The sequence below is a fragment of the Thermus arciformis genome, from assembly GCF_900102145.1.
Lineage (GTDB): Bacteria > Deinococcota > Deinococci > Deinococcales > Thermaceae > Thermus > Thermus arciformis.
On sequence record NZ_FNBC01000016.1, the window covers coordinates 25937 to 51592 of the forward strand.

A 25656-nucleotide genomic window follows, 5' to 3' on the forward strand; every position below is an offset into this window, starting at 1 on the left:
ATGAACTGGAACGCCCTTCTCTTCGCCGTCTTCCCCTACATCGCCCTCACCCTGGCGGTGGCGGTGACCGCCTACCGCATGGTCTACAGGCCCTTCTCCGTCTCGGCCCAGTCCAGCCAGCTCTTGGAGCAGAAGCGCCTCTTCTTCGGCTCCACCGCCATGCACTGGGGCCTGGTGATTGTCCTCCTTGGGCACCTTTTGGCGCTGCTTCTGCCCAAGGGGCTCCTCCTCTGGAACGCCGTGCCCCTCAGGCTTTACCTCTTGGAGATCACCGGGCTTGGCCTCGGGCTTTGGGCCCTCTTCGGCACCTACGTCCTCCTCGCCCGGCGCATCTCCGTGGCCCGGGTGCGGGCGGCCTCCACCCCCATGGACTACCTGGTCCTGGTGGTGGTCTTTGTCTCCGCCCTCACCGGGGTTCTCACCGCGGTCCTCTACCGCTACGGCTCCTTCTGGTTCCCCGCGGTGATGACCCCCTACCTCTGGTCCGTCCTCACCCTGAACCCCAGGCCCGAGCTTCTCCAGGACCTCCCCTTCTGGACTAAGCTCCACGTCTTCAACTTCTGGCTCTTCCTGGCCCTCTTCCCCTTCTCCCGCCTGGTCCACATCGTCACCGTGCCCCTGGGGTACGTGGTGCGGCCCTGGCAGATTGTCGTCTGGGTGCGCAAGCTGGCGAGGTGAGCCATGGTCCACGATCCTGCCCAACTGGACAAGGAGCGTCCCGACCGCTTAAGGGTGCTCTGGCTTTCCACCTTGGCCTTCACCCTCATGTTCGCCGCTTGGCTCATGTTCGGCGTGCTGGGGGTGCCCATCCGCAAGGAGTTCGGCCTCTCCGACGTGCAGCTTTCCTGGATTTCCGCCCTGGCCATCCTCAATGGCTCCCTTTGGCGCCTTCTGGCGGGCGTTCTCGCCGACCGCTACGGGGGGCGGCTGGTCTTCACCCTCATGCTCTTCTTCACCGCCATTCCCGCCTACCTGGTTTCCCGGGCGGGGAGCTACGAGGAACTCCTCCTCTACGCCTTCCTGGTGGGCTTTGCCGGGAACAGCTTCAGCGTGGGCATCGCCTGGAACTCCGCCTGGTTCCCCAAGGACCAGCAGGGCTTTGCCCTGGGGGTCTTCGGGGCGGGCAACGTGGGGGCCAGCGTCACCAAGTTCATCGGCCCGGCCCTCATCGCCAGCGTTCCCGCCTCGGGGTATTTGGGGGGGCTCATTCCCGGGGGGTGGCGCTTCATCCCCTTCCTCTACGCGGTGCTCCTGGTGCTGATGGGCTTCGTCCTGTGGTTCGGCACCCCCCAGAAGGACAAGCGCCCGGGGCAGGGAAGGCCCTTCCTGGACATGCTAAGGCCCCTCCGCCACATACGGGTGTGGCGCTTCAGCCTCTACTACGTGGTGGTCTTTGGGGCCTACGTGGCCCTTAGCGCCTGGCTTCCTAAATACTACGTGGACGTCTTCGGCCTGCCCCTGCACGAGGCGGCCCTGCTCACCGCCCTTTTCATCTTCCCCGCGAGCCTCCTTAGGCCGGTGGGGGGCTACCTCTCTGACCGCTTCGGGGCGCGGCGCATCATGTACTGGACCTTCGGCATCATCCTCCTGGCCTCGGGGGTGCTGATGATGCCCGAAGGGCACATCGTCCTCTACACCAAGCAAGGGGCCAAGGAGGTGATGCAGTTCACCATGAGCGTGGGGCTCTTCACCCTCCTGGTCTTCCTCATCGGCGTGGGGATGGGGATCGGCAAGGCCGCGGTCTACAAGCACATCCCTACCTACTTCCCCCAGGACGTGGGGGCGGTGGGCGGCCTCGTGGGGATGCTGGGGGCCTTGGGGGGCTTCTTCCTCCCGCCCCTTTTCGCCTACGCCCAGGCCTGGACCGGCCTGCCCCAGATGACCTTCTTCGTCCTCTTCCTCCTCACCGCCATCAGCTTCCTCTGGATGCACCTCACCGTCCTAAAGCTCTTGCAGCAGGAGGCCCAGCACCTCAAGAACGACTTTGAGCTGAAAGGAGACCGTCCATGCTGAAGTCCGCCAAGGGGACCTGGATTACGGATTGGAACCCCGAGGACCCCAAGCGCTGGGACCCCGCCCTGGCCTGGCGCACCCTCTGGATCACCACCTTCAACCTCACCCTGGCCTTCATCACCTGGTTTGTGGTGAGCGCCCTGGTGGTGCGCCTGCCCAAGGTGGGGTTTGAGCTCTCCACCACCCAGCTCTTCTGGCTCACGGCCATGCCGGGACTGGCCGGGGGCACCCTGCGCATCATCTGGACCTTCTTGCCCCCCATCTTGGGCACCCGCCACCTGGTCACCTTTTCCACCCTCCTCCTTCTCATCCCGCTTCTGGGCTGGGGCTTCGCCGTGCAGAACACCGGGACCCCTTACTGGGTTCTCCTGCTCCTGGCCTTCTTGGCGGGCATCGGGGGAGGGAACTTCTCGGGGTTCATGCCCTCCACCAGCTACTTCTTCCCCAAGCGCCTCCAGGGGACGGCCTTGGGCCTGCAGGCGGGGATCGGCAACTTCGGGGTTTCCATCGTCCAGTTCGTGACCCCCTGGGTCATCGGCTTCGCCCTCTTCGGCTCCCTTTTGGGCGGGCCCCAGACCTTTACCCCCAAGCCTGGGGTGTCCCAGCCCATCTGGCTCCAGAACGCCACCTTCCTCTGGGTGCCCTTGGTCCTCTTGGGGGCGCTTGTGGCCTGGGTCTACCTGAGGAGCGTGCCCATCCGGGCCAACTTCCGGGAGCAGTTTGACATCTTCCGCGACAAACACACCTGGATCATGACCAGCCTTTACATCATGACCTTCGGGTCCTTTTCCGGGTTCTCCGCCATCTTCCCCCTCCTCATCCGCGAGGTCTACGGGAAGTTTGAGGGGGCTCCCGATCCCTTGCGGTACGCCTTCCTGGGGCCTTTGGTGGGTTCCTTGGCCCGGGTGATCGCGGGGCCCATCTCCGACCGCCTGGGCGGGGCCATCGTCACCCAGGTTTCCGCCATCGGCATCTTCCTCTCCGCCCTTCTGGTCACCCTCTACACCCGGCCCACCTCCTTGGACCAGTTCCCCATGTTCGTGGTGGCCATGCTCCTGGTCTTCTTCTTCAGCGGGGTGGGGAACGCCAGCACCTTCAAGCAGATGCCCATGATCTTCCCGCCCCGCCAGGCGGGGGGGGTCATCGGCTGGACCGCGGCCATCGCCGCCTACGGGCCCTTCCTCTTCTCCACCCTGGCCGCCTACACCCAGCGGGCCACGGGGGGCTTCACCGCTTTCTTCTATGGGCTCATGGTCTTCTACGCCCTCAACCTCTTCCTGAACTGGTACTACTACGCCCGTAAGGGAGCGGAGAAGCCCTGCTAAATGCCCTGCTGAGGCTTTCGCCTCGGCAGGGGCCCCAAAAGGAGGTGCCCATGCCCCGGGTGGGGAAGCCCCGCCCGGGGCTCTCCTTGACCCAGGTCATGGCCCAAGGCCCCCGGGCTTAGGGAGACTGAGGGCGCTATGGAGCTGGACGTGCGCGCGATCCCCCCTAGGGAAAGGCACCCCAAGATCTTCGGCGTCTTTGACGCCCTGGCCCCCGGCGAGAGCTTCGTCCTCGTCAACGACCACGACCCCAAGCCCCTCTACTACCAGCTTTTGGCCGAGCGCCCGGGCCAGGTGGACTGGACCTATTTGGAGGAGGGCCCGGAGGTATGGCGGGTGCGGATCGGGAAGAAGTAGTCCGCCCCGAGATGAAGGTGGCGGAGGTCCTAAAGCGCTGGCCGCACCTCCTCGAGGTCCTGGTGGCGGCGAGCCCCGCCTTCCAAAAGCTCAAAAACCCCCTCCTCCGCCGCACCATGCCCAACTTGGTCACCGTGGCCCAGGCGGCGAGGATCGGGGGGCTTACGCCGGAAGAACTCGTGGCAAGGCTCAACCGGGCCCTGGGGGTGGAGGCCAGGCTCCCCGTGGCGGGGGCGGAGGAGAGCCTCCTCGGTGCCCCGCCCCCTCCCTGGCTTTCCGCCCCCGTGGGCTTCCACCTGGACGTGCGGCCCATCCTGGAAGGAGGCGGGGAGCCCTTCCCGAACATCATGGCCGCCGCCAAGGAGGTGGCTCCAGGAGAGCGGCTCGTGCTGGAGGTGCTCTTTGAGCCCGTCCCCCTCTACCGGGTCCTGGCCAAGCAGGGCTTTCTCGCCTGGTGCGAGAAGGTGGGGGAGCGGCACTACCGGGCCCACTTCTACCGCCAGGGGGCGGGGGAAGGGGGGAGGGGTCCTGCGGTCCCCCTCACCGAGGCGGACTGGGAGGACTATCAGGCCGAGGTCTTCATTGAGGAGAACCTGGAGCCTCCTTTACCCATGATGCGGGTCCTCGAGGCCCTGGCCGCCCTCAAACCGGGGGAGAGGCTTCTCGTCCACCACGTGCGCAGGCCCATCCACCTCCTCGCCCGCCTGGAGGAGGAGGGGCACGCCTACGCCCTCAAGGACCTCGGCCCCGGGAGGGTGGAGATCCTCATCCGCAAGGGGGGCTAGTGGGCTTCTGGCACTACCTCTTCGTGCGGGCGGCCCTCCTTTACCTGGTCTACACCGCCCTCCTCGGTACCCTCTTCCACCTCTTCCCCTCCCTGGTGGGGCCTTTCCGCCCAAGCCACGTCCACGCCGGGCTCGTGGGCTTCTTCCTGCAGATGGTCATGGGGGTGGCCTACTGGATGATGCCGAGGCCCGGGGGGCTCCGGCAGGACCGGCTGGAAGGGCTCACCTTCGTCCTCCTGAACGCCGGGCTCCTCCTGCGGCTTTTCCTGGAGCCCTGGGTGCTCTCGGGTCACGCCGGCCTTCGCCCCTGGCTTGGGCTTTCCGGGGGGCTTCAGCTCGCCGCCACCCTGGTCTTCGCCTACGCCATGACGAAGCGGGTGGTCACGGCGGATATGCTGAGGAAAATGCGCGAGGAGCGGGAAAGGAGGGGTTAGCGGTGGAAGCGCTTTTGGCCGAGGAGACCCTGGTGCTGGACCTGCCCCCTTTGCCCGAGGAGGTCTTCCGGGACCTCCTCGCCTTCGGGGGCCTGCGGGAAGAGGACAAGCGGGCCATGCGCCTGGACGCGGAGCGGCTCCTGGAGGGGGCGGCTTCCTTCGTGGCCGGGGTCTACGACCACCTGAGCCGCCACCCGGGGACGGCCAAGGCCCTGGGCTGGGAGGGGCGGGTGCCCGAGGAGGAGCTTTACCTGAGGCGGGCCTTTTTCTCCGCCTGGCTCGCCCGCACCCTCGGCGTGGACACCTCGGCGGAGTTCGCCCGGGAGGTCTACCGGGCGGGGCTCTGGCACGGGGGGCTCGGGCCCAAGCGGGCCCACATCCCCCCGGAGTACGTGGGCCTTTCCTTCGCCATGGTGGGGCGGTACGTGGCGGAACGGGTGCGGGACGCCCGCCCCTGGCTCGTCTACCTCTCGGCCCAGGAGGAGGTGATGCGGAAGGGGTTTGACGCCGCCCTGGCCCTGAAGGAGGGAGGGGCCGAGGTGCGCTTCCAGGCCTTGGGCCTCGCCTACTCGGCCCAGCCCGAGCCCCTCCTCTTGCGGGCAAAGACCGTGGGGGAGGCCTTGAGGAAGACTTTCGCCGTGAACCCGGCCCTGCGGGACCTGGCCCTGGAGGCCGTCCCTTCCGAGGAGGAGGTGGGGCTCTGGCTTGAGCCCAAAACCCTCTACCGCCTGAGGCCCCGCTGGGCCGTGCTCCTCGAGGGCCGGGACGTCCGCTACCTTCAGGGCCTCGCCACCCCCCTCAAGTCCAGGGAGCGCCTCACCCTCCTCCCCCCGGGGCGCTAGCCATGACCCAGGTCATGGCGATTCCCGATCGGTTTCCTCAGGATTAGGCCGTGATCGTCACGGCCCAGAACCGCGCGATCCCCTTAAGCCTCCCCGCAGGCTTCTTCTTCCTGGGGGAGGCCTTCTTCTTAGCCTTCGCCCTCCTCTTCGCCCTCCACCCGGAGGCCCTCGCCTCTCCCCGGCACCCCCTGGGCCTGGCCCTGGCCCACCTCTTCCTCCTGGGCTTCGGGGTGGGGGTCCTCCTAGGGGCCATGCACCAGCTCGTGCCCGTGGTCCTCGAGGCGCCCCTTTACCGGCAGGAGCTCGGCTACCCCGTGATGCTCCTCTGGGCCCTGGGGGTGGGGCTCCTCGCCCTGGGCTTCGCCTGGGCTCCGGCCCTCGTCCCCTGGGGCGGGGCTTTGGCCCTTGCGGCCCTTTTCCTCTTCGCCCTTCACATGCTCCTCACCTTCCTAAAGGCCCCCCGCTGGAACCGGGTGGCCACGGCCTTGGCCTGGGTGGTCTTCTACCTCGCCCTCACCCCCCTCCTCGGCCTCTTCCAGGCCCTTTCCCAGCGCTATGGCTTCTACGACCCGGAAAGGCTCACCTGGCACCTCCTTGCCGGGCTCGGCGGGGTCTTCCTCCTTTCCATCGTGGGGGTGGGGTACAAGCTGGTCTCCATGTTCACCCTCACCCACGGGGTGGACGAGAGCGCCCTGGGGCTTTTCCTCTGGGCCGCCAACCTGGGGCTTTGGGGGCTCGCCTTTGGGGAGGGGCTCGGCTACCTCCTGCTCCTCCTCGCCGCTGGCCTCGCCCTCTACGACGCCTACCGCATCCTGAAAAACCGCATGAAGCGGGCTTTGGACATCGGGGTGCGGCACTACCTGGCGGGGCTTTTCTTCCTCGGCCTCGCCCTCCTTGCCCTGCCCTTACGCCCCGTGGCCGCCGCCCTCTGGTTCGCCCTGGGCTTCGTGGGCCTGGTGGTCACGGGGATGCTCTACAAGGTCCTGCCCTTCCTGGTCTGGACCCACCGCTACGCCAAGCGGGCGGGCAAGGAGAAGGTGCCCCTCCTCAAGGAGATGCTCCCCGAGGGGGCGAGCTACCTGGCGGGGGGGCTTTTGGCCTTCGGGGCGCTTCTTTCCCCCTGGTTTCCCTGGGCGGCCTGGGCCTACGCCTTGGGCGCCCTTCCCCACCTTTACGCCCTTTGGGAGGTGATGCGGCGATGACGGCGAAAAACCCGCTGGAAGCGCAGGCTTGGGCGCTTTTGGAGTCGGTCTACGACCCGGAGCTGGGCCTGGACGTGGTCAACCTGGGCCTGGTCTACGAGCTGGTGGTGGAGCCGCCCCGGGCCTACGTGCGCATGACCCTCACCACCCCGGGCTGCCCCCTGCACGACAGCATGGGGGACGCGGTGCGCCAGGCCCTCTCCCGGCTTCCCGGGGTGGAGGAGGTGGAGGTGGAGGTCACCTTTGAGCCCCCCTGGACCCCGGCGCGGCTTTCCGAGAAGGCCCGGAGGCTTCTCGGGTGGGGGTGAGCCTCCTGCGGGCTTGCGTCCGCGTGGGGTGGTCATCCCCGGGTTCAGCTCCTTCAAGAGGAGGTCCGGGTGGGGGAGGGGGGAGGCCCGGGCCTTACAGAGGTGGGCCTTCCTCGAGGCCTCCACCCGGGTCCCTTCCGCCAAGAGCCTCCTTCCCCCGGCTGCGCCCCCACCCCCTTTTCCCGGAAGCCCAGCTTTCAACCCCAGAGGCTCCTGGCCCTGGCGTAGCGCCTCAGGCGCTCGTCCTTGGTCACCAGCACCGCCCCGAGCCTCAGGGCCGTGGCCAGGATGAACCGGTCCGCCGGGTCCGGGTGGGGCAGGTCCAGGTAGGCCGCCTCCAGGGCGACCCCCGCGTCCAGGGGAACCACCCCGATCCCCCGCACCCGCAAGGCCTCCTCCAGCCAACGCCGGGGCTCCAGGGAAAAGGCGACCCGACCCTTTTGGGCGAGGACCGCCACCTCCCAGGGGGTGATGGCCGAGATGTAGAGGGCTTCCCTCGCCCGGGCCTCGTCCAGGGTCCGCACCAGCCCCTTGGGGAGGACTTCCGGGCTCGCCAGGTACCAGACCCAGGCGTGGGTGTCCAGGACCAGGGGCCCCTTCACCCTAGGGCCTCCCAGGCCTCCCCGGTGGGCTCCGTGGGGTCCTCGTAGCGGAGGAGGGTGCCCAAAAGTTTCTCCCTGGGGTCCTCCTCCCGGTAGGGGCGCACCTCCAGGACGGGGCGGCCCCGGTGGGTGAGGAGGAGGGGTTCCCCCGTGGCTTCCACCCGGCGGAGGAGTTCCAGAGCGTGGGCCTTGAAGTAGGACTTGGAGACCTTCATGACCAGGGTCATTGTATCTGGTCATGAAGGAATCCGGCAAGAAGCTCCGGGAGGTGCAAAAGAGGGCGCTCAGGCCTCAGGTCTGGGGGCCAGGACCCCTCTTGCAAGCGCTTTCAACGGATGCTATACTCCCGGGCAAAGATGACCAAGGCGCATCCCACCATCGCCGAAGTGGCCCGCCGCGCGGGCGTCTCCCCGGCCACGGTTTCCCGGGTGCTCAACGGCACCGCCCGGGTCTCCCAGGAGAAGGTGCGGGCGGTGCTCCAGGCGGTGGAGGAGCTGGGCTACGCCCCGAGCCCCCTGGCCCAGGGCCTGGCCACGGGGCGCTCCTACGCCGTGGGCATCCTCCTTTCGGACTTCGCCAGCCCCTTCTTCGGCCCCATCCTCGAGGCCCTCACCCTGGAGCTGGAGGCCACCCCCTACCGCCCCATCGCCGTGCCCGGCCACTGGAGCCTGGTGCGGGAGCTGGAGGCCCTGGAGTTTTTGAAGGCCCACCGGGTGGAGGCCCTGGTCCTCCTCGGCACTGCCCTGGACGGGGAGGCCTTGGGGGAGTTGGGCATCCCCGTCCTCGCCTTCGGCCAGCGGGTAGAGGGGCCGAAGGCCTGGTCCCTTTGCCTAGACAACCAAAAGGCGGCCTACGAGGCCACGCGCTACCTCATGGACCGGGGGCACACCCGCATCGTCCACGTCTCCAGCCACCGGGGAGGGATGGACGTCCGGGAGCGGCTTCTCGGGTACCGCAAGGCCATGCGGGAGGCGGGCCTCGAGGCCCGGGTGGTCTACGGCGACCTGGAGGAGGAGGGGGGCTACCGCGCGGCGGCGGAGGCCTTTCGCCGCTACCCCGACACCACCGCCCTCTTCGCCGCCAATGACCAGACGGCCTTCGGCGCCCGGCTTTACCTTTACGAGCAAGGGCTTCGCGTGCCCGAGGACGTCTCCCTCGTGGGGTTTGACGACATCGCCTTAAGCGCCTACCAGATCCCCCCGCTCACCACCGTGCGCCAGCCCATCCAGGAGATCGGCATAGCCCTGGGCCGCGCTCTCCGGGCGGTCCTCGCAGGGGAGGTGCCCACCCCGCCCCGCCTGGAGCTGACGCTGGTGGAAAGGGCCTCGGTAAGGGAGGTGGGAGCCTGAGAAAAACGGCGGCCCTTAGGCCTTAGGCCCTTGGCCCACTCCGAAAAGGGGTGGAGGACGCGAAAGGAGGTTCTCATGGTTAAGAAAGCGCTTTCAAGCCTTCTCGTCCTGGCCTCCCTGGCCTTCGCCCAGAAGACCCTCGAGGTCTGGATCATGCCCAACAGCCCCCAGCCCGCCGAGGACTTCAAGGCCCTGGTGGCCCCCTTTGAGAAGGCCCACGGCGTGGAGGTGAAGGTCACCGTCCTGGACTGGGGCGTGGCCTGGACCAAGATCACCACCGCCGCCACGAGCGGGGTGGGGCCGGACCTCACCCAGCTCGGCACCACCTGGGTGGGGGCGATCAGCGCCATGGGCGTCCTGGAGCCGGTGGACGACGTGCTGAAGGCGTTGGGCGGGGAGAAGGCCTACCTTCCCGCCGTCTGGCGCACCACCCGCTTAGAGGGCGCCCGCCAGGCCACCGCCGTGCCCTGGTTCTCGGAGCTTCGGGCCTTCTACTACCGCACCGACGCCCTCAAGGCCGCGGGGGTCAACCCGGCGGAGATGTTCGCCAGCTGGCAGGGCTTTGAGGCCGGCCTGGCCAAGCTCAAGGCCTCGAGCTTCCGCGACCCCGAGACCAAGGCCCCCTTAGCCCCCCTCTGCACCCCGGGAAAGAACTCCTGGGACGTGCTCCACAACGCCGCCCCGTGGATCTGGGGCGCGGGCGGGGAGATCGTCCGCCAGGCGGGCGGGCGCTGGCAGAGCGCCCTCAATGGCCCGGAGAGCCTGGAAGGGCTTTACTTCTTCCTCTCCCTGGCCCAGAAGGGCTACGTCCCGGCGGAAAGCCTGGAGAAGAACACCGCCCAGATCGAGGCCGACTTCCAGGCCGGGAAGTGCGCCGTCTTCGCCAGCGGCCCCTGGATGGTCCAGCGGGCCCAGGTCCCCGAGGCCAAGGGCGGCTTCGCCGAGCGCCCCGCCGCCAAGAACCTGGGGGTGGCGCCGTACCCCGCCGGGCCCAAGGGGCGGTACACCTTCTTCGGCGGCTCCAACCTCGCCCTCTTCAACTTCTCCAAGAACAAGCCCCTGGCCAAGGAGCTCCTCAAGTACCTGGGAAGCCCCGAGGCCCAGGTCCGCTACGCCCAGATGGCGGGGATGCTCCCCGGCCTGCGCTCCGCCTGGGGCGAGCCCAGCTTCCAGCAGAACCCCTTGCTCCGCACCTTCATCCAGGCCGCCCAGTTCGGCCGCACCTACCCCTCCTTGGCGGGCTGGGGCGGGGTGGAGAACCTGGCGGTGCAGCACATCGGCATGGCTTGGGACCTGGTGGCCCAGGGCAGGCTCACCCGTGAGGCCCTTAAGGACCTCATGGACAAGGCCTCCGTGGCCATCAACCAGGCCCTGAGGTGAGGCGTATGGGGGGCCTCGAGGCCCCCCTTCTTCTCATGAGGACCTTCTGGCGTAAATACGGCCTCGCCTACCTCTTCATCGCCCCCGCTTTTCTGGGGATGCTCCTCGTCCACTACGGCCCCATGGTCCAGGGCGTTTACATGGGGTTCCTGGACCTCAGGCTCCAGACCCTCAGGCTCTACCTCCAGGCTCCCTTCGTGGGGTTGGAGAACTACCGGGAAATCCTGCTGAACCCCGAGTCCACCTTCCGCGCCGGGTTCCTCTACGCCGTGCGCACCACCCTCCTCTACGCCCTGGTGGTCAACACCTTGAACCTCTCCCTGGGCCTCCTGGTGGCCCACCTCCTGAACCGCCCCCTCTTCCTCCGGGGGCTTTGGCGGAGCCTCATCCTCCTCCCCTGGGTGGTGCCGAGCTACGTGGTGGGGCTCCTTTGGGGGTTCATGTGGCTCAAGGAAGGGGTCATCAACCATCTCCTCGTGGACGTCCTCGGCCTCCTTCCGCAAAAGCCCCACTGGCTCATTGGCCCCCTCACCTTTGTGGCCATCGTGCTGCCCACGGTGTGGCGGAGCTGGCCCTTCGTCATGGTCACCTACCTGGCCGCCTTGCAGACCGTCCCCCAGGAGCTCTACGAGGCGGCCAAGGTGGACGGGGCCACGCCCTGGCAGCGCTTCCGCTTCGTGACCTGGCCCATGCTCCGCCCGGTGACGGCGGTCCTCCTGCTCTACGGGCTCCTGGGAACGATGTACAGCTTCAACATCGTCTACATGATGTTCGGCCACGGGGCGGGCTACCCCGGGGAGTGGGGGGACCTCCTCATGACCAACCTCTTCCGCAACACCTTCGGCATGTGGAACTTCGGCCTGGGGGCGGCGGCGAGCACCCTTTACATGCTCCTCTCCCTCGGGCTCATCCTCTTCTGGTACCGGGTCTTCCGGGAGGACCTGCGCGCGAGGTGAACGATGCGTGAGGAAAGATGGCTCAAGTGGGGCGCGGGCTTTCTCCTCTTCTTCGTGCTCGCCTTCCACCTTTTCCCCATCTTCTGGATGGTGAACACCTCCCTCATGACCCAGCTGGAGGCGGCCACGGGAAGCCTTTTCCCCAAGGCGCCCCAGTGGGGCAACTACCTGGACATCTGGCGCGTCCTGCCCTTCTTCCACTACCTGAAGAACTCCTTCCTGGTCTGCTCCCTGACCACGGCCTTCGCCCTCGCCGTGGCCACCTTCGCCGGGTACGCCCTCGCCCGGTTCCGCTTCCCGGGAGCGGAGCTTTTCGCGGGAAGCGTCCTCGTGACCCAGGTGATCCCCGGGATCCTCTTCCTGATCCCCATCTACATCATGTACATCTACGTGCAGAACTGGGCCCGCTCCGCTTTGGGCCTCGAGGTGCGCCTCGTGGGCAGCTACGGGGGGCTCGTCTTCACCTACACCGCCTTCTTCGTTCCCCTGAGCATCTGGATCCTCAGGGGCTTCTTCGCCTCCATTCCCAAGGAGCTGGAGGAGGCGGCCATGGTGGACGGGGCCACGCCCTTCCAGGCCTTTTACCGGGTGATCCTGCCCCTGGCCCTCCCGGGCCTCGCGGCCACGGCCGTCTACATCTTCCTCACCGCCTGGGACGAGCTCCTCTTCGCCCAGGTCCTCACCACCGAGGCCACGGCCACCGTTCCCGTGGGCATCCGCAACTTCGTGGGCAACTACCAAAACCGCTACGACCTGGTCATGGCCGCCGCCACGGTGGCCACGCTGCCCGTCCTCGTCCTCTTCTTCTTCGTGCAGCGCCAGCTCATCCAAGGCCTCACCGCCGGGGCGGTGAAGGGCTAGGTGCTTGGAGGAGAAACGCCTATGACCGAGAACGCGGAAACGTTCCTGTGGGGGGTGGCCACCAGCGCCCACCAGATTGAGGGGGCCACGCGGGAAGACGGGCGGGGGCCTTCCATCTGGGACACCTTTGCCCGCCGCCCGGGGGCCATCCGGGACGGAAGCACAGGGGAGCCCGCCTGCGACCACTACCGCCGCTACGAGGAGGACATCGCCCTGATGCAATCCCTCGGGGTGGGGGCCTACCGCTTCTCCGTGGCCTGGCCCCGGATCCTCCCCGAGGGCCGAGGGCGGATCAACCCCAAGGGCCTCGCCTTCTACGACCGCCTGGTGGACCGGCTGCTCGCTTCGGGGATCACGCCCTTCCTCACCCTCTACCACTGGGACCTGCCCCAGGCCCTGGAGGACCGGGGAGGCTGGCGGAGCCGGGAGACGGCCTTCGCCTTCGCCGAGTACGCCGAGGCGGTGGCCCGGGCCCTCGCCGACCGGGTGCCCTTCTTCGCCACCCTGAACGAGCCCTGGTGCTCGGCCTTCCTGGGGCACTGGACGGGGGAACACGCCCCCGGCCTGAGGAACCTGGAAGCGGCCCTCCGGGCCGCCCACCACCTCCTCCTGGGGCACGGCCTCGCCGTGGAGGCCCTGAGGACGGCGGGAGCGAAGCGGGTGGGGATCGTCCTCAACTTCGCCCCGGTGTACGGGGAGGACCCCGAGGCGGTGGACGTGGCCGACCGCTACCACAACCGCTACTTCCTGGACCCCATCCTGGGCAGGGGGTATCCCGAAAGCCCCTTCCAAGACCCCCCGCCCGCCCCCATCCTCTCCCGTGACCTGGAGGCGATCGCCAGGCCCCTGGACTTCCTGGGGGTGAACTACTACGCCCCCGTCCGCGTGGCCCCGGGGACGGGGCCCTTGCCCGTGCGCTACCTTCCCCCGGAGGGGCCGGTCACGGCCATGGGGTGGGAGGTCTACCCCGAGGGGCTTTACCACCTCTTGAAGCGCCTCGGACGGGAGGTGCCTTGGCCCCTTTACCTCACGGAAAACGGGGCCGCCTACCCCGACCTTTGGACGGGGGAGGCCGTGGTGGAGGACCCCGAGCGGGTGGCCTACCTCGAGGCCCACGTGGAGGCCGCCCTCCGGGCCCGGGAAGAGGGGGTGGACCTCCGGGGCTACTTCGTCTGGAGCCTCATGGATAACTTTGAGTGGGCCTTCGGCTACACCCGGCGCTTCGGCCTCTACTACGTGGACTTCCCCAGCCAGAGGCGTATCCCCAAAAGGAGCGCCCTCTGGTTCCGGGATAGGCTCTCGGGAGCCCGCGCCCAAGCGGGTTCTTAAAGGTCTTCGCCTCGCCTCCTGAAGGAGGGCCTGGGTGCTTGGCCCCGGGCCCCAGGATTCTCCCTGGGCTCCCTTGCCAACCCGTGGAGGAGCGCCTAGGATTTTGGGGGGCGTTGGGCACGCTCTCCCAAGGGGCGGCCCAGGGCTTTTCCCGATAAGGAGGGGCGATGCCTTTCCCGGAAAAACCCAACCGCTACGACCTCCTGGCCCTGGCTTTCCTCCTCATCCTCCTGGCGCTCTTTCTGGAGGCCTCCCGGGAGGCCGTGGCCCCCTTTGCCCCCGCGGAGCTCTCCTTAGACCCCCGCCACCTCCCGGAGTACGCCCTCAGGACCGCCTTCCGCATGGGGGTGGCCTTTCTCCTCTCCCTCGCCTTCACCCTGGTCTACGCCCCCCTGGCGGCCAAGACCCGTTTGGAGCCCTTTCTGGTCTCCCTCCTGGACATCCTCCAGTCGGTGCCCGTGCTGGGGTTTTTGGCCGCCACCGCCGGGGCCTTCGCCGCCTTGTTCCCCGGAAGGGCCTTGGGCTTTGAGCTTTCGGCCATCTTCGCGGTCTTCACCTCTCAGGCCTGGAACATGGCCTTCAGCTTCTACCAGTCCCTGAAGACCCTCCCCAAGGACCTCCTCGAGGTGGCGGCCCTCTACCGCCTCACCCCCTGGCAGAGGTTCTTGCGCCTGGAACTCCCCTTCGCCCTGCCCGGCCTGGTGTGGAACGGCATGATGTCCATGTCGGGGGGATGGTTTTTCGTGGTGGCCTCGGAGGCCATCGCCGTGGGCAGGACCCAGGTGGAGCTCCCGGGCATCGGCTCCTACCTGGCCACGGCCATCGCCAAGCAGGACGGCCAGGCCATCCTCCTGGCCGCAGGGAGCATGCTCCTCGTCATCCTCCTCTACGACCAGTTCCTCTTCCGCCCCCTGGTGGCCTGGAGCCAGCGCTTCAAGTACGAGGAGCGCCCCGGTCCCCCTCCCCCCAGGAGCTGGGTCCTGGACCTCTTAAGCCGGAGCCAGGTGGTCCGCAAGGCCCTGGGCACTCTCTTTTCCCTGGCCCTCGAGGCCCTCCTCGCCCGCGAGCGCCGCCTTGCCCCGAGGCCCCGCGCCTTCCCCTTGTGGCCCCTGGCCCTTCCCCTCCTCCTCCTGGGAGGCATGGGGGCTTGGGCCCTCTGGAGGCAGGTGGCGCCCTTGGGCCTTGCGGAGGTGGCCAAGGTCTTCCTCCTGGGCTTCTTCACCCTCCTCCGGGTGCTGGGGGTGCTGGCCCTGGCCGCCTTGGTCTGGGTCCCGGTGGGGATCCTCCTGGGCTCAAGGCCAAGCCTTGCCCAAAGGGTGCAGGCCTTTTTGCAGGTCCTGGCCGCCTTCCCCGCCAACCTCCTCTACCCGCCCCTGGCCTACGCCATCGTCCACCACCACCTCTCCCTGGAGGTCTTCTCCGCCTTCCTCATGGTCCTGGGCACCCAGTGGTACATCCTCTTCAACGCCGTGGCGGGGAGCCTGGCCCTGCCCGAGGACCTGAAGGAGGCCGCGAGGAGCTTTCGGCTCCGGGGCCTTCCCCTTTGGCGAAGGCTTCTCCTCCCGGGGACCTTCCCCTACCTGGTGACCGGCCTCATCACCGCGAGCGGAGGCACCTGGAACGCGGCCATCGTGGCCGAGGTGGTGCAGTGGGGGGACACCACCTGGCAGGCCACGGGCCTGGGGAGCTACATCGCCTCCTGGACCCTGAAGGAGGGTCAGGGCCCCCACCTCCTCTTGGGCATCGCGGCGATGAGCCTGTACGTGGTGGTCCTGAACCGCCTCCTTTGGCGGAGGCTCTACCGCCTGGCCGAGGAGCGGTTCCGGCTTTAGGAGGAAGGATGCTGCTCACCGCTCGGAACGTGGCCAAAAGCTTCCAGGGCTACCCGGTGTTGCGCGGGGTGGACCTGGCCCTGAGAGAAGGGGAGATCGTGGCCCTCCTGGGGCGCTCGGGGGGCGGGAAGAGCACCCTCTTGCGCATCCTGGCGGGGCTCATCCCCCCGGACGAGGGAGAGGTGCGCTTCAAGGGGAGGCGGGTGGAAGGGCCCGTGGAGGGGATGGCCATGGTCTTCCAGACCTTCGCCCTCTTCCCGTGGCTCACCGTGCTGGAGAACGTGGCCTTGGGCCTCGAGGCTTTAGGGGTGCGGCGGGAGGCGCGCCTCAGCCGGGCCCGGGAGGCCATCGCCCTCATCGGGCTCAGGGGTTTTGAGGAGGCCCTGCCCAAGGAGCTTTCCGGGGGGATGCGGCAGCGGGTGGGGTTCGCCCGGGCCCTGGTGGTGGAACCCGAACTCCTCCTGTTGGACGAGGCCTTTTCCGCCCTGGACCCCCTCACCGCCGAGGGGCTCCGGGGGGACTTCCTGGACCTCTGGCTGGCGGGCCACCTCTCCACCCGGGCGGTCCTCATGGTGACCCACAACATCGAGGAGGCCGTGGCCATGGCGGACCGGGCCCTCGTCCTCCAGGGAAGCCCCGCCCGCATCGCCCAGGAGATCCCCATCCCCCTGGCCCACCCCCGGGACCCCGGCGACCCCCGGTTCCGGGACCTGGTGGACCGGATCTACGAGGCCCTGACCCTCAAGGAGGCGGTGGAGCGCCGCCTGGAAGAGGAGGTCCTCCGCCTGCCCGAGGCCCGGGTGGGGGCCCTCGCCAGTCTGGCCGAGGCCATTGCCAGGCTGGGGGGGCGGGCGGACCTCCCCGTCCTGGCCGAGGAGGAGGGCCTGGAGGTGGACGAGCTCTTCCCCCTCTTGGAGGCCCTGGAGCTTTTGGGCTTCGCCCGGGTGGAGCGGGGCGACGTGGAGCTCACCCCCGCGGGTCGGGCCTGGGCCGAGGCGGACCCCGAGGAACGCAAGGTGATGTTCGCCGAGCACCTCCTGCGCCGGATTCCCCTCATGGCCCGGCTGCACCGCCTTCTCCTGGAGCGGAGGAGGCTCCCGGAAGAGCGGGTTCTGGCCTGGCTCAAGGACCACCTGCCGGAGCCCGAGGCCAGGAGGGTCCTGGCGGTGATCCTGGAGTGGGGCCGGTACGCGGGCCTCCTCGGCTACGACAAGCGGGGCCGGATCTTTTTACCCTCGAGGCCCTAGCCGGTCCCCCTTGCCCCCCGGATCGGGTGTAGTATATTCTCCCATCGTGGCGCCGCAAGCCCTGGCCCTCGCCCCATGAAGCCCCCAAGCCATCACGAGGAAGGACATTACGCCTGGTGGCAGGTCCTCTGCCTGACGGGGGTGGACCTCTTCTCCTCTTTGGGCTACCAGCCGGGGATCGCCCTCCTGGCGGCGGGAGCCCTCTCCCCCTTGGCCAACCTGGCCCTGGTCCTCTTCGCCTTCTTCGCCGTCTACCCCGTCTACCGCCGCGTGGCGGAGGAAAGCCCCCACGGGGAAGGGTCCATCGGCCTCCTCACGCGCCTGCTCCCCGGCTGGCGGGGCAAGGTCTTGGTGCTGGTGGTCCTGGGCTTCATGGCCACGGACTTCGTGATCACCATCACCCTGTCCGCCGCCGACGCCGCCGTCCACTTCCTGGGCAACCCCCTGGCCCCGGACTGGCTTCAGGGGCACCAGGTGGGCCTCACCCTAGTTCTCATCGGGCTTTTGGGCTTTGTCTTCTACCTGGGCTTCCGCGAGGCCATCGGCCTGGCGGTGCCCATCACCCTGGGCTACCTCGGCCTCAACGCGGCGGTCCTCCTCGCCTCCTTGCCCCACGTGCGCCCGGAGCACCTCCAGGACTGGTGGGCGAAGGTGGCCGCGAGCCAGCCCGACCCCCTAGGCCTGGCCCTGGCGGTGTTTCTCGCCTTTCCCAAGCTGGCCCTGGGGCTTTCCGGCTACGAGACGGGGGTGGCGGTGATGCCCCTGATCCGGGGCCGGCCTGGGGATACGCCGGAGCGGCCCCTGGGCCGCATCCGGGGTACCCACAAGCTCCTCCTCGCCGCGGCCCTCATCATGGGGGCCTTCCTGATGGGGGCCGGGTTCGCCACCACGCTCCTGATCCCCTCGGAGGTCTGGGGAAGCGAGGAGGTTTCGGGCCGGGCCATCAGCTACCTGGCCCACCGCTACCTGGGCGAGGCCTTCGGGAGCGTTTACGACCTCTTTTCCATCGTCATCCTCTGGTTCGCGGGGGCCAGCGCCATGGCCGGGTTGCTCAGCATCGTCCCCAGGTACCTTCCCCGCTTCGGTATGGCCCCCGAGTGGGCCAGGGAGAGGCGGCCTCTGGTCCTCTTCTTCACCGCGGTGGCCTTCGCCGTCACCCTCACCTTCCGCGCCCGGGTGGAGGCCCAGGCCGCGGCCTACGCCACGGGCGTCCTGGTGGTCATGACCTCCGCCGCCCTGGCGGTGGCCCTCCTTTCCGAGCGGGAGAGGCGGCCTGAAGCCGTCCGCTACCGCCTTCTCCTCCCCGTCTTCGGCTACGTGCTCGTGGCCAACGTGCTGGAGCGTCCGGATGGGGTGAAGATCGCCTCCTTCTTCATCGCCGCCACCCTCTTCATCTCCCTGCTTTCCCGGGCCCTCCGCTCCTTTGAGCTTCGGGTGGAGGGGTTCCGGCTGGACGAGATGGCCGAGCGTTTCGTGGAGGAACTCAAGGCCCAGGAGGCGCCCGTCCGCCTCGTGGCCCACCATCCGGGGCGGGGGGGGCCCGCCGTCTACTGGGAGAAGGAGGCCCGCATCCGCGAGGCCACCCACATCCCCCCCAAAGACCCCGTCTACTTCGTGGAGGTCTTCGTGCAAGATCCCTCGGAGTTCTCCGCCATCGCCCGGGTCTGGGGCGTGGATCACCCCCAGGCCCGGGTCTTTCGCATCCTGGGGGCCGCCACCCCCAACACCCTGGCCGCCTTCCTCCTGTACCTGAGGGACCGCACCGGGAAACGGCCCCACATCTACTTTGAGTGGCCGGAGGAAGGCCCCCTCCAGCTGGCCCTGGACTTCCTCCTCTCCGGGGAGGGGGATGTCCCCTCCCTCACCCACGAGATCCTGAGGCGGGCGGAGCCCAACCGGAGCCGGCGGCCCTTCGTCCACGTGGGCGGCTAGCGCCGCCAGTGCTTGAGAATCCCCGCCCCCAGGATGGTCATGGGCACCGCCAGGAAGATGCCCAGGAAGCCGAAGAGCTTGCCGAAGGCGAAGATGGCCAAAAGGACCAGGGCGGGGTGGAAGCCCACGGTGCGGCCGTAGATGTAAGGGATGAGGACCTTTCCCTCCAGGAGGGCGATGCCCCCGTACCCCGCCAAGACCAGAAGGGCCACCAGGGGCCCATGGGCGGTGAGGGCCACCAGGGCCGCCAGGGTGGCGGTGGCGATGCCCCCCACGAAGGGAACCACCTCCAGCACCCCTCCCAGGACGCCGAGGGCGAAGGGGCTCGGGACCCCCAGGAAGAGGAGCCAGCCCCCGAAGAGGAGGGCGAAGGAGAGGGCGATGAGGAACTGGGCCCGGGCCCAGTACCCCATGCGCCGCCAGGTGTCCTCCAGCACCTCGGCCCACCCGCTCCCCGGAAGGTAAGGGGCCACGCGGGCCACCAGGTGGGGCTCGAGGCTGATCATCACCGCCAGGACCAGGGCCAAGGTGAGCTCGGAGGCGGTGGCCGCCATCCGGAGGAGCAAATCCCCCGCCACCCGGGCCGAGGAGGCCAGGGAGGGGGCCAGCCCCGCCACCGATAGCCCGAGGTTGCCCTCCAGCCAGTTCAGGACCTGGGGTACCAGCTCGCTTAGGTGATGGAACTGGGCCAGGAGGAGAGGGGCCGCCAGGTACAACCCCAGGCCCACGGTGCCGAAAACCAAGAGGTAGGCCACGAGGACCGCCGAAGGATGGGGCAAGCCCCGCCGGAAAAACCGCACCAGGGGGTCCAGGGCCGCCGCCAGGGTGAAGGCCAGAAAGACCCAGAGGAGCAAGGGGTAAAGGCGGCCCAAGGCCCAAAGCCCAAGCAGGAAGAGCGCCAAGCTGAGAAAGAAGCGGCCCGTAGGTGGCATACACACCGTCCCCAGACCATCCTAGAGGAAAGGGGCGGGGCCACCCGCCCCTTGGGCAGGGGCTTGACTATGCGGCCTCCAAGCGCTTCCGCCGTCCCCTCTACCGAAGGCCCTCCGGGGGAGTGCCTGGAAGGCCTCACCCCCACCCGGGAAGGCCACACGAGGGCGGCCCGCTTATGCGAAGTCCTCAAGGGGCTCCGCCCGGACACCACGGGGTCTTGGTGCGGTCCGAGAGGTGGCCGAAAAGGGGGCGTTCACCGCGTTCCGCCGTGGGCATCCCCAGGCGGTCCAGGCATAAAAGGCCAGGTGGGGTGGCCTCACCAGGCCACCTCCAGGGGCAGGAGGGGCTCCAGGTACTCCACGCTGAGGATGTGGCGGGACCAGAGCCTTTCCCCCTCATGGGCCTCGCCCACCAGGCGGTAGGCCCCGGGGGGGATGCGGGCCAAGGCCTCCTGCAAGGGCAGGAAGCGAGCCTGGACCTCGAGGGGGCTTTCCCAAAGCTCCCCCAGGCTGAAAAACCGCCGCACCTCCCCCGCTTCCAGGGCCACCTCCTCCTCCACGAGGAGGAGGGTGGTGGGGCCCTCGAGGCGGAGGCGCACCCGAAGGCTTAGGGGCCGGTCCAGGTCGCTGATGAGCCAGGCCTCCTGCAACGGGGGCCCGCCCACCTCCACCCTTTCCCTGTAGGGCACCAGGGAGAGGAGGACGGGGCTGCTGGCCTCCTTGAGGGCGAAGTAGCCCTTCTTGGGCACCCGTTCCACGTCCACCACCGCCCAGGTGATCCCCTCCCAGGGCTCCACCAGCATGAACTGGAAGTAGCCCACCACCTTCCCCTTGGCCCTCCGGTAGGCGTGGACGGCGAAGTCCAATAGCCTCGCCTGGTAGTCCTGGGAGTTCTCCACGAACTCCTCCAGGCTCCCCCCCATCTCCACCCCCGCCACCCGGAAGGTCTCGTGGGGCTGGAAGTTGTGGTGGGCCCAGACCTCCCACCTGGGGGGCCAGGCCGCCTCCCCCAGGACCCGCCTTAAGAGCTCCGCCCGGGGCAGGGCCTGGGCTCCGAACTCCGAGGGGAGGGGAGCCCCGGGGAGGGCGAGGAAGTCCCGGTAGTGCCCCCAGTACCAGCCGGGGTAGGGGTGCTCCCGGAAGTCCGAGGCCTCCTTCACGGGCCGGGTGGGGTCGGCCGCCCTTAGCGCCGCTCCCAGGAGGGGGCCCAGGGTGTGGCGGTTGTGGGTGGGCTCGTTCTGGGCGCACCAGAGGTAGACGCTGGGGTGGGCCCCCAGGACCTCCACCATGGCTCGGGCCTGGCGCAGGGCCTCCTGGGCGAAGGCCTCGTCCGGGGCGTAGCCCCACTGCAGGGGGAAGTCCTGCCAGACCAGGACCCCTTCCCGGTCGCAGCCTTCGTAGAAGGCGGGGTGGGTCACGTGGGCGTGGACCCGCACGGCGTTCAGGTTCGCCTCCTTGAGGAGGGCCACGTCCTTTTGCGCCATCTCCTCGGAGTAGCCCGCGAGCCACTGGGTGGGGATGGCGTTGGTGCCCCGCAGGAAAAGCCGCCTCCCGTTCAGAAGAAGCCAGCCCTCCCCGTCCACCGCCACGGTGCGGAAGCCTAAGGGGACGCCAAGCCGCGCCCCGAGGAGGTCCGCCTCGAGGCGGAAGAGGTGGGGAAAGCCCCGCTCCCACACCTCCCAAAGGGGCATCTCCGGCAGGTCCCAGACCGCCTCCCGCCAACCCCGCCCCGCCTCCCCCTCCAGGGGGGCCTCCCGCTCCAGGACCTCCCCGGGGAAGTTGACCGGGCTCAGGGCGAGGCGCACCCGCTCGCGGAAGGGCCTTGTGGCGTCCACCAGGAGGCGCACCCAAAGCCGCCACCCCCCGGGCCGGGGGAAGAGGTGGTGGGTGAGGCCTAGGAGGGCCACCTCCTCCCGCACCAGGACCTCCACCCCGCCCCAAAGCCCCCCGGTCCCCCGCTCCTGGCCCCTCGCCGTGGTCCCCCCGGGGCGGCAGTCGTGCTGGCCGAAGACCCCCTTGATCTGCCGCTTGAACCGGGGCCAGACCCCAAGGGGCTCCTTGGGGGCGGAGACCCTTAGGAGGAGCTCTTCCCCTCTGGGAAGCTCCAAAAGCCAGGGGAAGAAGTAGCCCTCGTGCCGCCCCAGGTGGACCCCGTCCAGCCAGGCCTCCTGGTAGTAGTCCCCGAAGGAGCGGAGGAAGCGCCGGGGGCCTCCCTCGGGCAGGGCGAGCCTGTACCAGCCCACCTCCGCCTCAATCCCTTCCAGGCTCCACTGGTGGGGGAGGGCCACTTCCCGCCACCCCTCCCCGGGAAGCTCCTCCGGACCCTCCGCAGGATGGGCGAGGAAGCGAGCTTTTTCCATCCTCATTCCCGCACCTCATGGGGAAAGAAGGCGGTGAGGAGGTAGGCGAGGAGAATGGCCACCCCTGGCACCACGGAGATGAGGAAGCGGAAGGCGAGCCCCGGGTTCGGCCCTGGGTTCTCCCCGCTCACGTAGCCGAAGAGGGGCCCGAGGAGGGCGAAGGAAAGCCCCACCAGGGCCCCCGAGGCCCGGCCCAAGAGCCCCACCAGGCTGTAGTAAGCCCCCTCTCTCCGCGTGCCGGTCCTCTCCGCGTCCAGGTCTATGACCTTGGCCATCACCACCTCCCCCGTGACCCGAACCCCTGCAAACCCCACCCCCACCAAGGCCCCGGCGAGGAGGGCCGCGGGGAGGCTTTGGGGCAGGAAGAGGAGGAGGGCGGCGAGGCCCATGAGGAGGTGGGCGTACCGCCAGGCCCGCTTGCCCCCCAGAACCTGGGCCAGCCACCCCCAGAGGAAGACCGAGGGCAGGGCCACCAGGAAGACCGCGGCGAAGAGGAAGGTGGTGGCCGCCTCGGGCAGGCCCAGGCTGTGCTTGGCGTAGAAGGCCATCCCCGTCTGGATCACCATGCGCCCGAACTCAAAGAGGAGGCCCACCAGGGCCACCACCCAGAAGGCCCGGTTGGCCAGGACCAGGCGGAAGGACTCCCGGAGGCCCAGACCGCTTTGGGCCTGGGGGTCCTCCTCCACCCCCCTCAGGAAGAAGAGGAAGGCCCCGAGGGCTAGGGCGGCGAAGAGGAGGGCCATGCCCAAAAACCCCAGCCGGGCGTAGACCATGGGGGCCAGGGCGATGCCCAGGATAAGGCCGAAAAGCTCCGTGCCCCGCTTCAGGGCTGCGGTCTGGGCCCTTTCGGGAAGGGTGCGGAACATCTCGGGGAAAAGGGCCCCGTAGTTGGTCCAGACCACGGTGGCCAGGGTCTCGTAGAGGACGATGGCCGCCGCAAAGTAGTAGGGAAGCACCCCGGGGCTCCTCGCCCAGTCCGGCACCCAGAAGACCAGGACGTAGGCCACCAGGAAGAGGGGGATGCCCAGAAGAAGCCAAGGACGCCTCCGCCCCAAGGGGGTCTTGGTGCGGTCTGAGAGGTGGCCGAAGAGGGGGTCGTTCACCGCGTCCCAGAGGGCGTAGACCGTCCGGGCCAGGGCGTAGAAGGCGGCGGAAAGCCCCAGCCTCTCCAGGTAGAAGAAGGCGAGGTAGGTGCCGAAGCTTTCGGAAACCAGGGTCAAGCCGAGCTGGCCGGAGGCGTAGCGCCAGGCCTTCATAGCGCCTCCTTGACCTGCCGCCAGGTGAGGGGGTGGAACTCGGCGAGGACCCGGCGCACCTCGGGGTGGGAGAGGGCGAAGTAGTCCGCTTCCCGCGTCGGCCAGTCGGGGAGGGCCCGGCCCTCGGGGGTGGGGAGGGCGCTGTGGTGGACCAGGTAGTAGAGGCCAGGCCCCAGGCGGCTCAGGTCCAGGTAGAAGCCGAGCCGCCCCTCCGGGGGAAGGCCGTAAGGGTCCAGGAAGCGCACCCGGGGAAAGGGGGCTTCCTCCATGAGGCGCAGGAGGTCGGGGAGAAACGCGGGGGGCACGCCGAGGTCCTCGAGGCTCTCCGGCACCAGGGCGGGAAGCCGGTACTCCCGGGCCAGGCGCAGGTACACCTTGGCGAGGTCGGGCCTTAGGACCGCCCCCTGGTGGGTGTCCAGGTGGGTGGGGGAAAAGAGCCTTCTCGCGGCCTCTATCTGGGCGCGAAGTTCCCGCTCCACCTCTTCGCTCCTGGCCCTTCGCCAGAGGACCTCCAGGGAGGAGGGGAAGTACCCCGCCTCGTCCCTAAGGCTTTCACCTCCCGTGAGGGGGCGCATCCTGGGCGCAGGCCACTCGCTGGTGAGGACGAGGTGCACCCCGAGGTCCTTCCCCCGCACCCCGCTCGCCCAGGCCCCGGGGACCATCACGCTCCCCGTGGGAAACCCCAAGGCCTGGTAGGCCGCGTTTTGGGCGTGGGTCAGGCCGAGGTCGTCGTGGTGGAGGATGAGGACCCGCCGCCCTCCAAGTCCAAGCCGCTCCAAAAGGTCCACGGAAAACCTCCTTTCCCCGCCTGGCTTCCATTCTAGCCCAGGCCCGCAGCGGGGGCATTGGACATTGAGGGGCGACCTCACTCCGCAAGTACGGCCAAAGCACCTTGGGGTACCCGTAGAACCGCAGGAAGGCCCCCGAATCCTGTACCCAAAGCCCCACCACCCCCGGGTACCGCGAACCCCAGGCGGCCTTCACCTCCTCCAAGGCCCCAAGAGCTTCTTCCCGGCTCTCCGCCCCGTACACCCGCCTCAGGTCCTCCGCCAGCAGGGCCCGGTCCCGGGAGCGCACCTGAAACAGGCTCCACCGCACCCCGTGCACCACGCACCGCGGCCACTCCGCCTGAGGGTAGACCCTGCGGATCGCCTTTCGGGGTTCGCCTGACGGCGAAGCAGCAGGAAGCCCGGGCAGCCCGTCGGTGACAAAGAGCAAAACCCGCCGCAGGCCCCGCTGCCAAAGCTCCCCCAGGACCCCCTCCCATCCCAGGGCGCTCTCCGTGGGCAAAAGCCAAAACCCCAGGACCCGCTCTCCCCGCTAGGGGTGACCCCCAGGGCCACGTACACGGTTTCCCGCACAATCCCCTCACCGTCCCTAAGAACCTTGAGGGAGAGCCCGTCCAGGTAAGGGAGAGCCCGTCCAGGTAGACGAAGGCCATCTCCTCGGGCAAAGACCGGGTGCGGAAGGCTTCAAGATACGCCCTTCGGGCGTGACCTGCCGCCTCCAGGACCTCGTCCGTCAGGGCGCTCAGGGTCTCGTGGGAGTAGCGGTGGCCCAGGAGCAGGCTCGGTATCTCGGCCGCCTTGCGCTGACGGACCCCGGCAGCATAAAGAGCCACCGCCACTGGAACGTAGCCTTCGGCTGACCCCCCACGTCCACCAGACGGCGGGTGTAGGGCCTGAGGAAGGTGGGGTAATACCGGCCTTCCCTGTCCCTGGGGACCCTCAGGTCCACCTGGCCGAAGGTGGTCTCCAGCCTCCCGCAAGGTATCCTGGTCCACGGGGCACCTCCTCGCGCTAAGGTGTGTCCCCCTATTAAACACAGACCCTTACACATAAATCCTTACACGACCGGTAGCAACTTAGGTTAGCTTATATGCGTTATTTTTCAACTGTTTGCACCTTCCCCTTGAGCGTCCACCCCTCTGGGCTCATTGCGTATATACTTGGGTAGATATCAAAGGGAGCTTTTCTCATCTTGGACGGCATTGGCCCTGCTTCCCCTCTCGCTGAGGGGGCAGGAATGGCCTTTCTTATCGATGCGAGCCAATCGACATTTGCGGGGATTTTCCCGTCCTAGACAAGGCTAACGCTTCCTGGGTGATCAAAAACTCGACCTGACGGATTCGATTCTCGTGCGGTCAGAGGCCATAAGCGCCCTTCTGGACGAGAGATTCTGCCTCTTTTAACTTTTCTCATCTTTGCCCGCCCCCGCCCTAAAAAATCCAGGAGGCCGCCTTTCGTATTTACAAGAAGCACCCCCTTTTCGGATATTCACCTGCGTACTCACCTCACGCCACCACCCGCAACACCCGGGTGATGGGCAGACCCGCCTGCCCAAGAAGCTGGGCC

Annotated in this window: 23 protein-coding genes and 1 pseudogene; 17 read left to right on the plus strand and 7 right to left on the minus strand. The window is 68.4% G+C overall.

The annotated features are described in order from the left end of the window. From narI to BLP62_RS07080, 9 genes are all read left to right on the plus strand, one after another. Positions 1–678, plus strand: coding sequence for a respiratory nitrate reductase subunit gamma (gene narI / locus BLP62_RS07040; protein WP_093007213.1), 678 nt, complete (start codon positions 1–3; stop codon positions 676–678). Between the two features lie 3 nt (positions 679–681). After that, positions 682–2013 (plus strand): MFS transporter, encoded by a 1332-nt coding sequence (locus BLP62_RS07045; RefSeq protein WP_093007215.1) that lies wholly within the window; start codon positions 682–684, stop codon positions 2011–2013. Then, entirely contained in the window at positions 2007–3338 is a 1332-nt protein-coding gene (locus BLP62_RS07050; protein ID WP_093007217.1) for an MFS transporter, read from the plus strand. Before BLP62_RS07045 ends, BLP62_RS07050 begins: the two co-directional genes overlap by 7 nt. Positions 3339–3476: 138 nt before the next feature. Then, a complete protein-coding gene (locus BLP62_RS07055; protein ID WP_093007219.1) occupies positions 3477–3695 on the plus strand; it encodes a DUF2249 domain-containing protein in 219 nt (72 codons plus the stop codon). Next, positions 3668–4480 (plus strand): DUF2249 domain-containing protein, encoded by an 813-nt coding sequence (locus BLP62_RS07060; protein ID WP_093007221.1) that lies wholly within the window; start codon positions 3668–3670, stop codon positions 4478–4480. The genes BLP62_RS07055 and BLP62_RS07060 overlap by 28 nt, the downstream gene beginning before the upstream one ends. Further along, entirely contained in the window at positions 4480–4914 is a 435-nt protein-coding gene (locus BLP62_RS07065) for a hypothetical protein (RefSeq protein WP_093007223.1), read from the plus strand. The genes BLP62_RS07060 and BLP62_RS07065 overlap by 1 nt, the downstream gene beginning before the upstream one ends. Positions 4915–4916: 2 nt before the next feature. Then, a complete protein-coding gene (locus BLP62_RS07070) occupies positions 4917–5756 on the plus strand; it encodes a protoglobin domain-containing protein (protein WP_093007225.1) in 840 nt (279 codons plus the stop codon). Between the two features lie 50 nt (positions 5757–5806). Further along, positions 5807–6958: a hypothetical protein gene (locus BLP62_RS07075; RefSeq protein ID WP_093007227.1), complete on the plus strand. Its 1152-nt coding sequence runs from the start codon at positions 5807–5809 to the stop codon at positions 6956–6958. Then, on the plus strand, positions 6955–7266 hold the full coding sequence (locus BLP62_RS07080) for a metal-sulfur cluster assembly factor (RefSeq protein WP_093007229.1): 312 nt from the start codon (positions 6955–6957) through the stop codon (positions 7264–7266). The genes BLP62_RS07075 and BLP62_RS07080 overlap by 4 nt, the downstream gene beginning before the upstream one ends. Positions 7267–7463: 197 nt before the next feature. On the opposite strand, the gene BLP62_RS07085 is transcribed toward BLP62_RS07080, so the two are convergent. Both BLP62_RS07085 and BLP62_RS07090 read right to left on the minus strand, forming a co-directional pair. After that, complete coding sequence (locus BLP62_RS07085; protein ID WP_093007231.1) at positions 7464–7868, minus strand: type II toxin-antitoxin system VapC family toxin; 405 nt, start codon at positions 7866–7868, stop codon at positions 7464–7466. Beyond that, positions 7865–8095: a type II toxin-antitoxin system Phd/YefM family antitoxin gene (locus BLP62_RS07090; protein ID WP_093007233.1), complete on the minus strand. Its 231-nt coding sequence runs from the start codon at positions 8093–8095 to the stop codon at positions 7865–7867. The genes BLP62_RS07085 and BLP62_RS07090 overlap by 4 nt, the downstream gene beginning before the upstream one ends. A gap of 129 nt (positions 8096–8224) precedes the next feature. Between BLP62_RS07090 and BLP62_RS07095 the strand changes: the two genes are divergently transcribed. From BLP62_RS07095 to BLP62_RS07130, 8 genes are all read left to right on the plus strand, one after another. Then, positions 8225–9217 (plus strand): LacI family DNA-binding transcriptional regulator, encoded by a 993-nt coding sequence (locus BLP62_RS07095; RefSeq protein ID WP_093007235.1) that lies wholly within the window; start codon positions 8225–8227, stop codon positions 9215–9217. Positions 9218–9292: 75 nt separating this feature from the next. Continuing rightward, on the plus strand, positions 9293–10597 hold the full coding sequence (locus tag BLP62_RS07100) for a sugar ABC transporter substrate-binding protein (RefSeq protein WP_093007237.1): 1305 nt from the start codon (positions 9293–9295) through the stop codon (positions 10595–10597). A gap of 35 nt (positions 10598–10632) precedes the next feature. Then, positions 10633–11553, plus strand: a complete 921-nt coding sequence (locus BLP62_RS07105; protein WP_093007260.1) for a carbohydrate ABC transporter permease — start codon at positions 10633–10635, stop codon at positions 11551–11553. A 3-nt stretch (positions 11554–11556) separates the two neighbouring features. Further along, complete coding sequence (locus tag BLP62_RS07110) at positions 11557–12414, plus strand: carbohydrate ABC transporter permease (RefSeq protein ID WP_093007240.1); 858 nt, start codon at positions 11557–11559, stop codon at positions 12412–12414. 21 nt (positions 12415–12435) lie between these two features. Further along, a complete protein-coding gene (locus BLP62_RS07115) occupies positions 12436–13743 on the plus strand; it encodes a GH1 family beta-glucosidase (RefSeq protein WP_093007242.1) in 1308 nt (435 codons plus the stop codon). 167 nt (positions 13744–13910) lie between these two features. After that, positions 13911–15575: an ABC transporter permease gene (locus BLP62_RS07120; RefSeq protein ID WP_093007244.1), complete on the plus strand. Its 1665-nt coding sequence runs from the start codon at positions 13911–13913 to the stop codon at positions 15573–15575. A gap of 8 nt (positions 15576–15583) precedes the next feature. Then, a complete protein-coding gene (locus tag BLP62_RS07125) occupies positions 15584–16822 on the plus strand; it encodes an ABC transporter ATP-binding protein (protein ID WP_093007246.1) in 1239 nt (412 codons plus the stop codon). Between the two features lie 75 nt (positions 16823–16897). Then, positions 16898–18754 (plus strand): APC family permease, encoded by a 1857-nt coding sequence (locus tag BLP62_RS07130; protein ID WP_093007248.1) that lies wholly within the window; start codon positions 16898–16900, stop codon positions 18752–18754. Here BLP62_RS07130 and BLP62_RS07135 read toward each other — a convergent pair. The 5 genes and pseudogenes from BLP62_RS07135 to BLP62_RS07155 all read right to left on the minus strand — a co-directional run. Continuing rightward, positions 18751–19656 (minus strand): AI-2E family transporter, encoded by a 906-nt coding sequence (locus BLP62_RS07135; protein WP_176758163.1) that lies wholly within the window; start codon positions 19654–19656, stop codon positions 18751–18753. The two genes, BLP62_RS07130 and BLP62_RS07135, sit on opposite strands and share 4 nt — an antisense overlap. 347 nt (positions 19657–20003) lie before the next feature. Continuing rightward, complete coding sequence (locus BLP62_RS07140) at positions 20004–22046, minus strand: glycoside hydrolase family 2 TIM barrel-domain containing protein (RefSeq protein ID WP_241374178.1); 2043 nt, start codon at positions 22044–22046, stop codon at positions 20004–20006. Between the two features lie 2 nt (positions 22047–22048). Then, a complete protein-coding gene (locus BLP62_RS07145; RefSeq protein ID WP_093007254.1) occupies positions 22049–23302 on the minus strand; it encodes an MFS transporter in 1254 nt (417 codons plus the stop codon). Continuing rightward, positions 23299–24090 (minus strand): carbohydrate deacetylase, encoded by a 792-nt coding sequence (locus tag BLP62_RS07150; RefSeq protein ID WP_093007256.1) that lies wholly within the window; start codon positions 24088–24090, stop codon positions 23299–23301. The genes BLP62_RS07145 and BLP62_RS07150 overlap by 4 nt, the downstream gene beginning before the upstream one ends. 79 nt (positions 24091–24169) lie before the next feature. Further along, positions 24170–25063 (minus strand): annotated as a pseudogene (locus BLP62_RS07155) (IS256 family transposase); the annotation flags it as partial. Between the last annotated feature and the right edge of the window lie 593 nt (positions 25064–25656).

What these genes read in the sequence shown, in the direction of transcription:
- narI (WP_093007213.1), top strand. Translation starts at nt 1, where the DNA reads ATGAACTGGAACGCCCTTCTCTTCGCCGTCTTCCCCTACATCGCCCTC.
- BLP62_RS07045 (WP_093007215.1), top strand. Translation starts at nt 682, where the DNA reads ATGGTCCACGATCCTGCCCAACTGGACAAGGAGCGTCCCGACCGCTTA.
- BLP62_RS07050 (WP_093007217.1), top strand. Translation starts at nt 2,007, where the DNA reads ATGCTGAAGTCCGCCAAGGGGACCTGGATTACGGATTGGAACCCCGAG.
- BLP62_RS07055 (WP_093007219.1), top strand. Translation starts at nt 3,477, where the DNA reads ATGGAGCTGGACGTGCGCGCGATCCCCCCTAGGGAAAGGCACCCCAAG.
- BLP62_RS07060 (WP_093007221.1), top strand. Translation starts at nt 3,668, where the DNA reads ATGGCGGGTGCGGATCGGGAAGAAGTAGTCCGCCCCGAGATGAAGGTG.
- BLP62_RS07080 (WP_093007229.1), top strand. Translation starts at nt 6,955, where the DNA reads ATGACGGCGAAAAACCCGCTGGAAGCGCAGGCTTGGGCGCTTTTGGAG.
- BLP62_RS07090 (WP_093007233.1), bottom strand. Translation starts at nt 8,095, where the DNA reads ATGACCCTGGTCATGAAGGTCTCCAAGTCCTACTTCAAGGCCCACGCT.
- BLP62_RS07095 (WP_093007235.1), top strand. Translation starts at nt 8,225, where the DNA reads ATGACCAAGGCGCATCCCACCATCGCCGAAGTGGCCCGCCGCGCGGGC.
- BLP62_RS07100 (WP_093007237.1), top strand. Translation starts at nt 9,293, where the DNA reads ATGGTTAAGAAAGCGCTTTCAAGCCTTCTCGTCCTGGCCTCCCTGGCC.
- BLP62_RS07105 (WP_093007260.1), top strand. Translation starts at nt 10,633, where the DNA reads ATGAGGACCTTCTGGCGTAAATACGGCCTCGCCTACCTCTTCATCGCC.
- BLP62_RS07110 (WP_093007240.1), top strand. Translation starts at nt 11,557, where the DNA reads ATGCGTGAGGAAAGATGGCTCAAGTGGGGCGCGGGCTTTCTCCTCTTC.
- BLP62_RS07115 (WP_093007242.1), top strand. Translation starts at nt 12,436, where the DNA reads ATGACCGAGAACGCGGAAACGTTCCTGTGGGGGGTGGCCACCAGCGCC.
- BLP62_RS07120 (WP_093007244.1), top strand. Translation starts at nt 13,911, where the DNA reads ATGCCTTTCCCGGAAAAACCCAACCGCTACGACCTCCTGGCCCTGGCT.
- BLP62_RS07125 (WP_093007246.1), top strand. Translation starts at nt 15,584, where the DNA reads ATGCTGCTCACCGCTCGGAACGTGGCCAAAAGCTTCCAGGGCTACCCG.
- BLP62_RS07130 (WP_093007248.1), top strand. Translation starts at nt 16,898, where the DNA reads ATGAAGCCCCCAAGCCATCACGAGGAAGGACATTACGCCTGGTGGCAG.
- BLP62_RS07140 (WP_241374178.1), bottom strand. Translation starts at nt 22,046, where the DNA reads ATGGAAAAAGCTCGCTTCCTCGCCCATCCTGCGGAGGGTCCGGAGGAG.
- BLP62_RS07145 (WP_093007254.1), bottom strand. Translation starts at nt 23,302, where the DNA reads ATGAAGGCCTGGCGCTACGCCTCCGGCCAGCTCGGCTTGACCCTGGTT.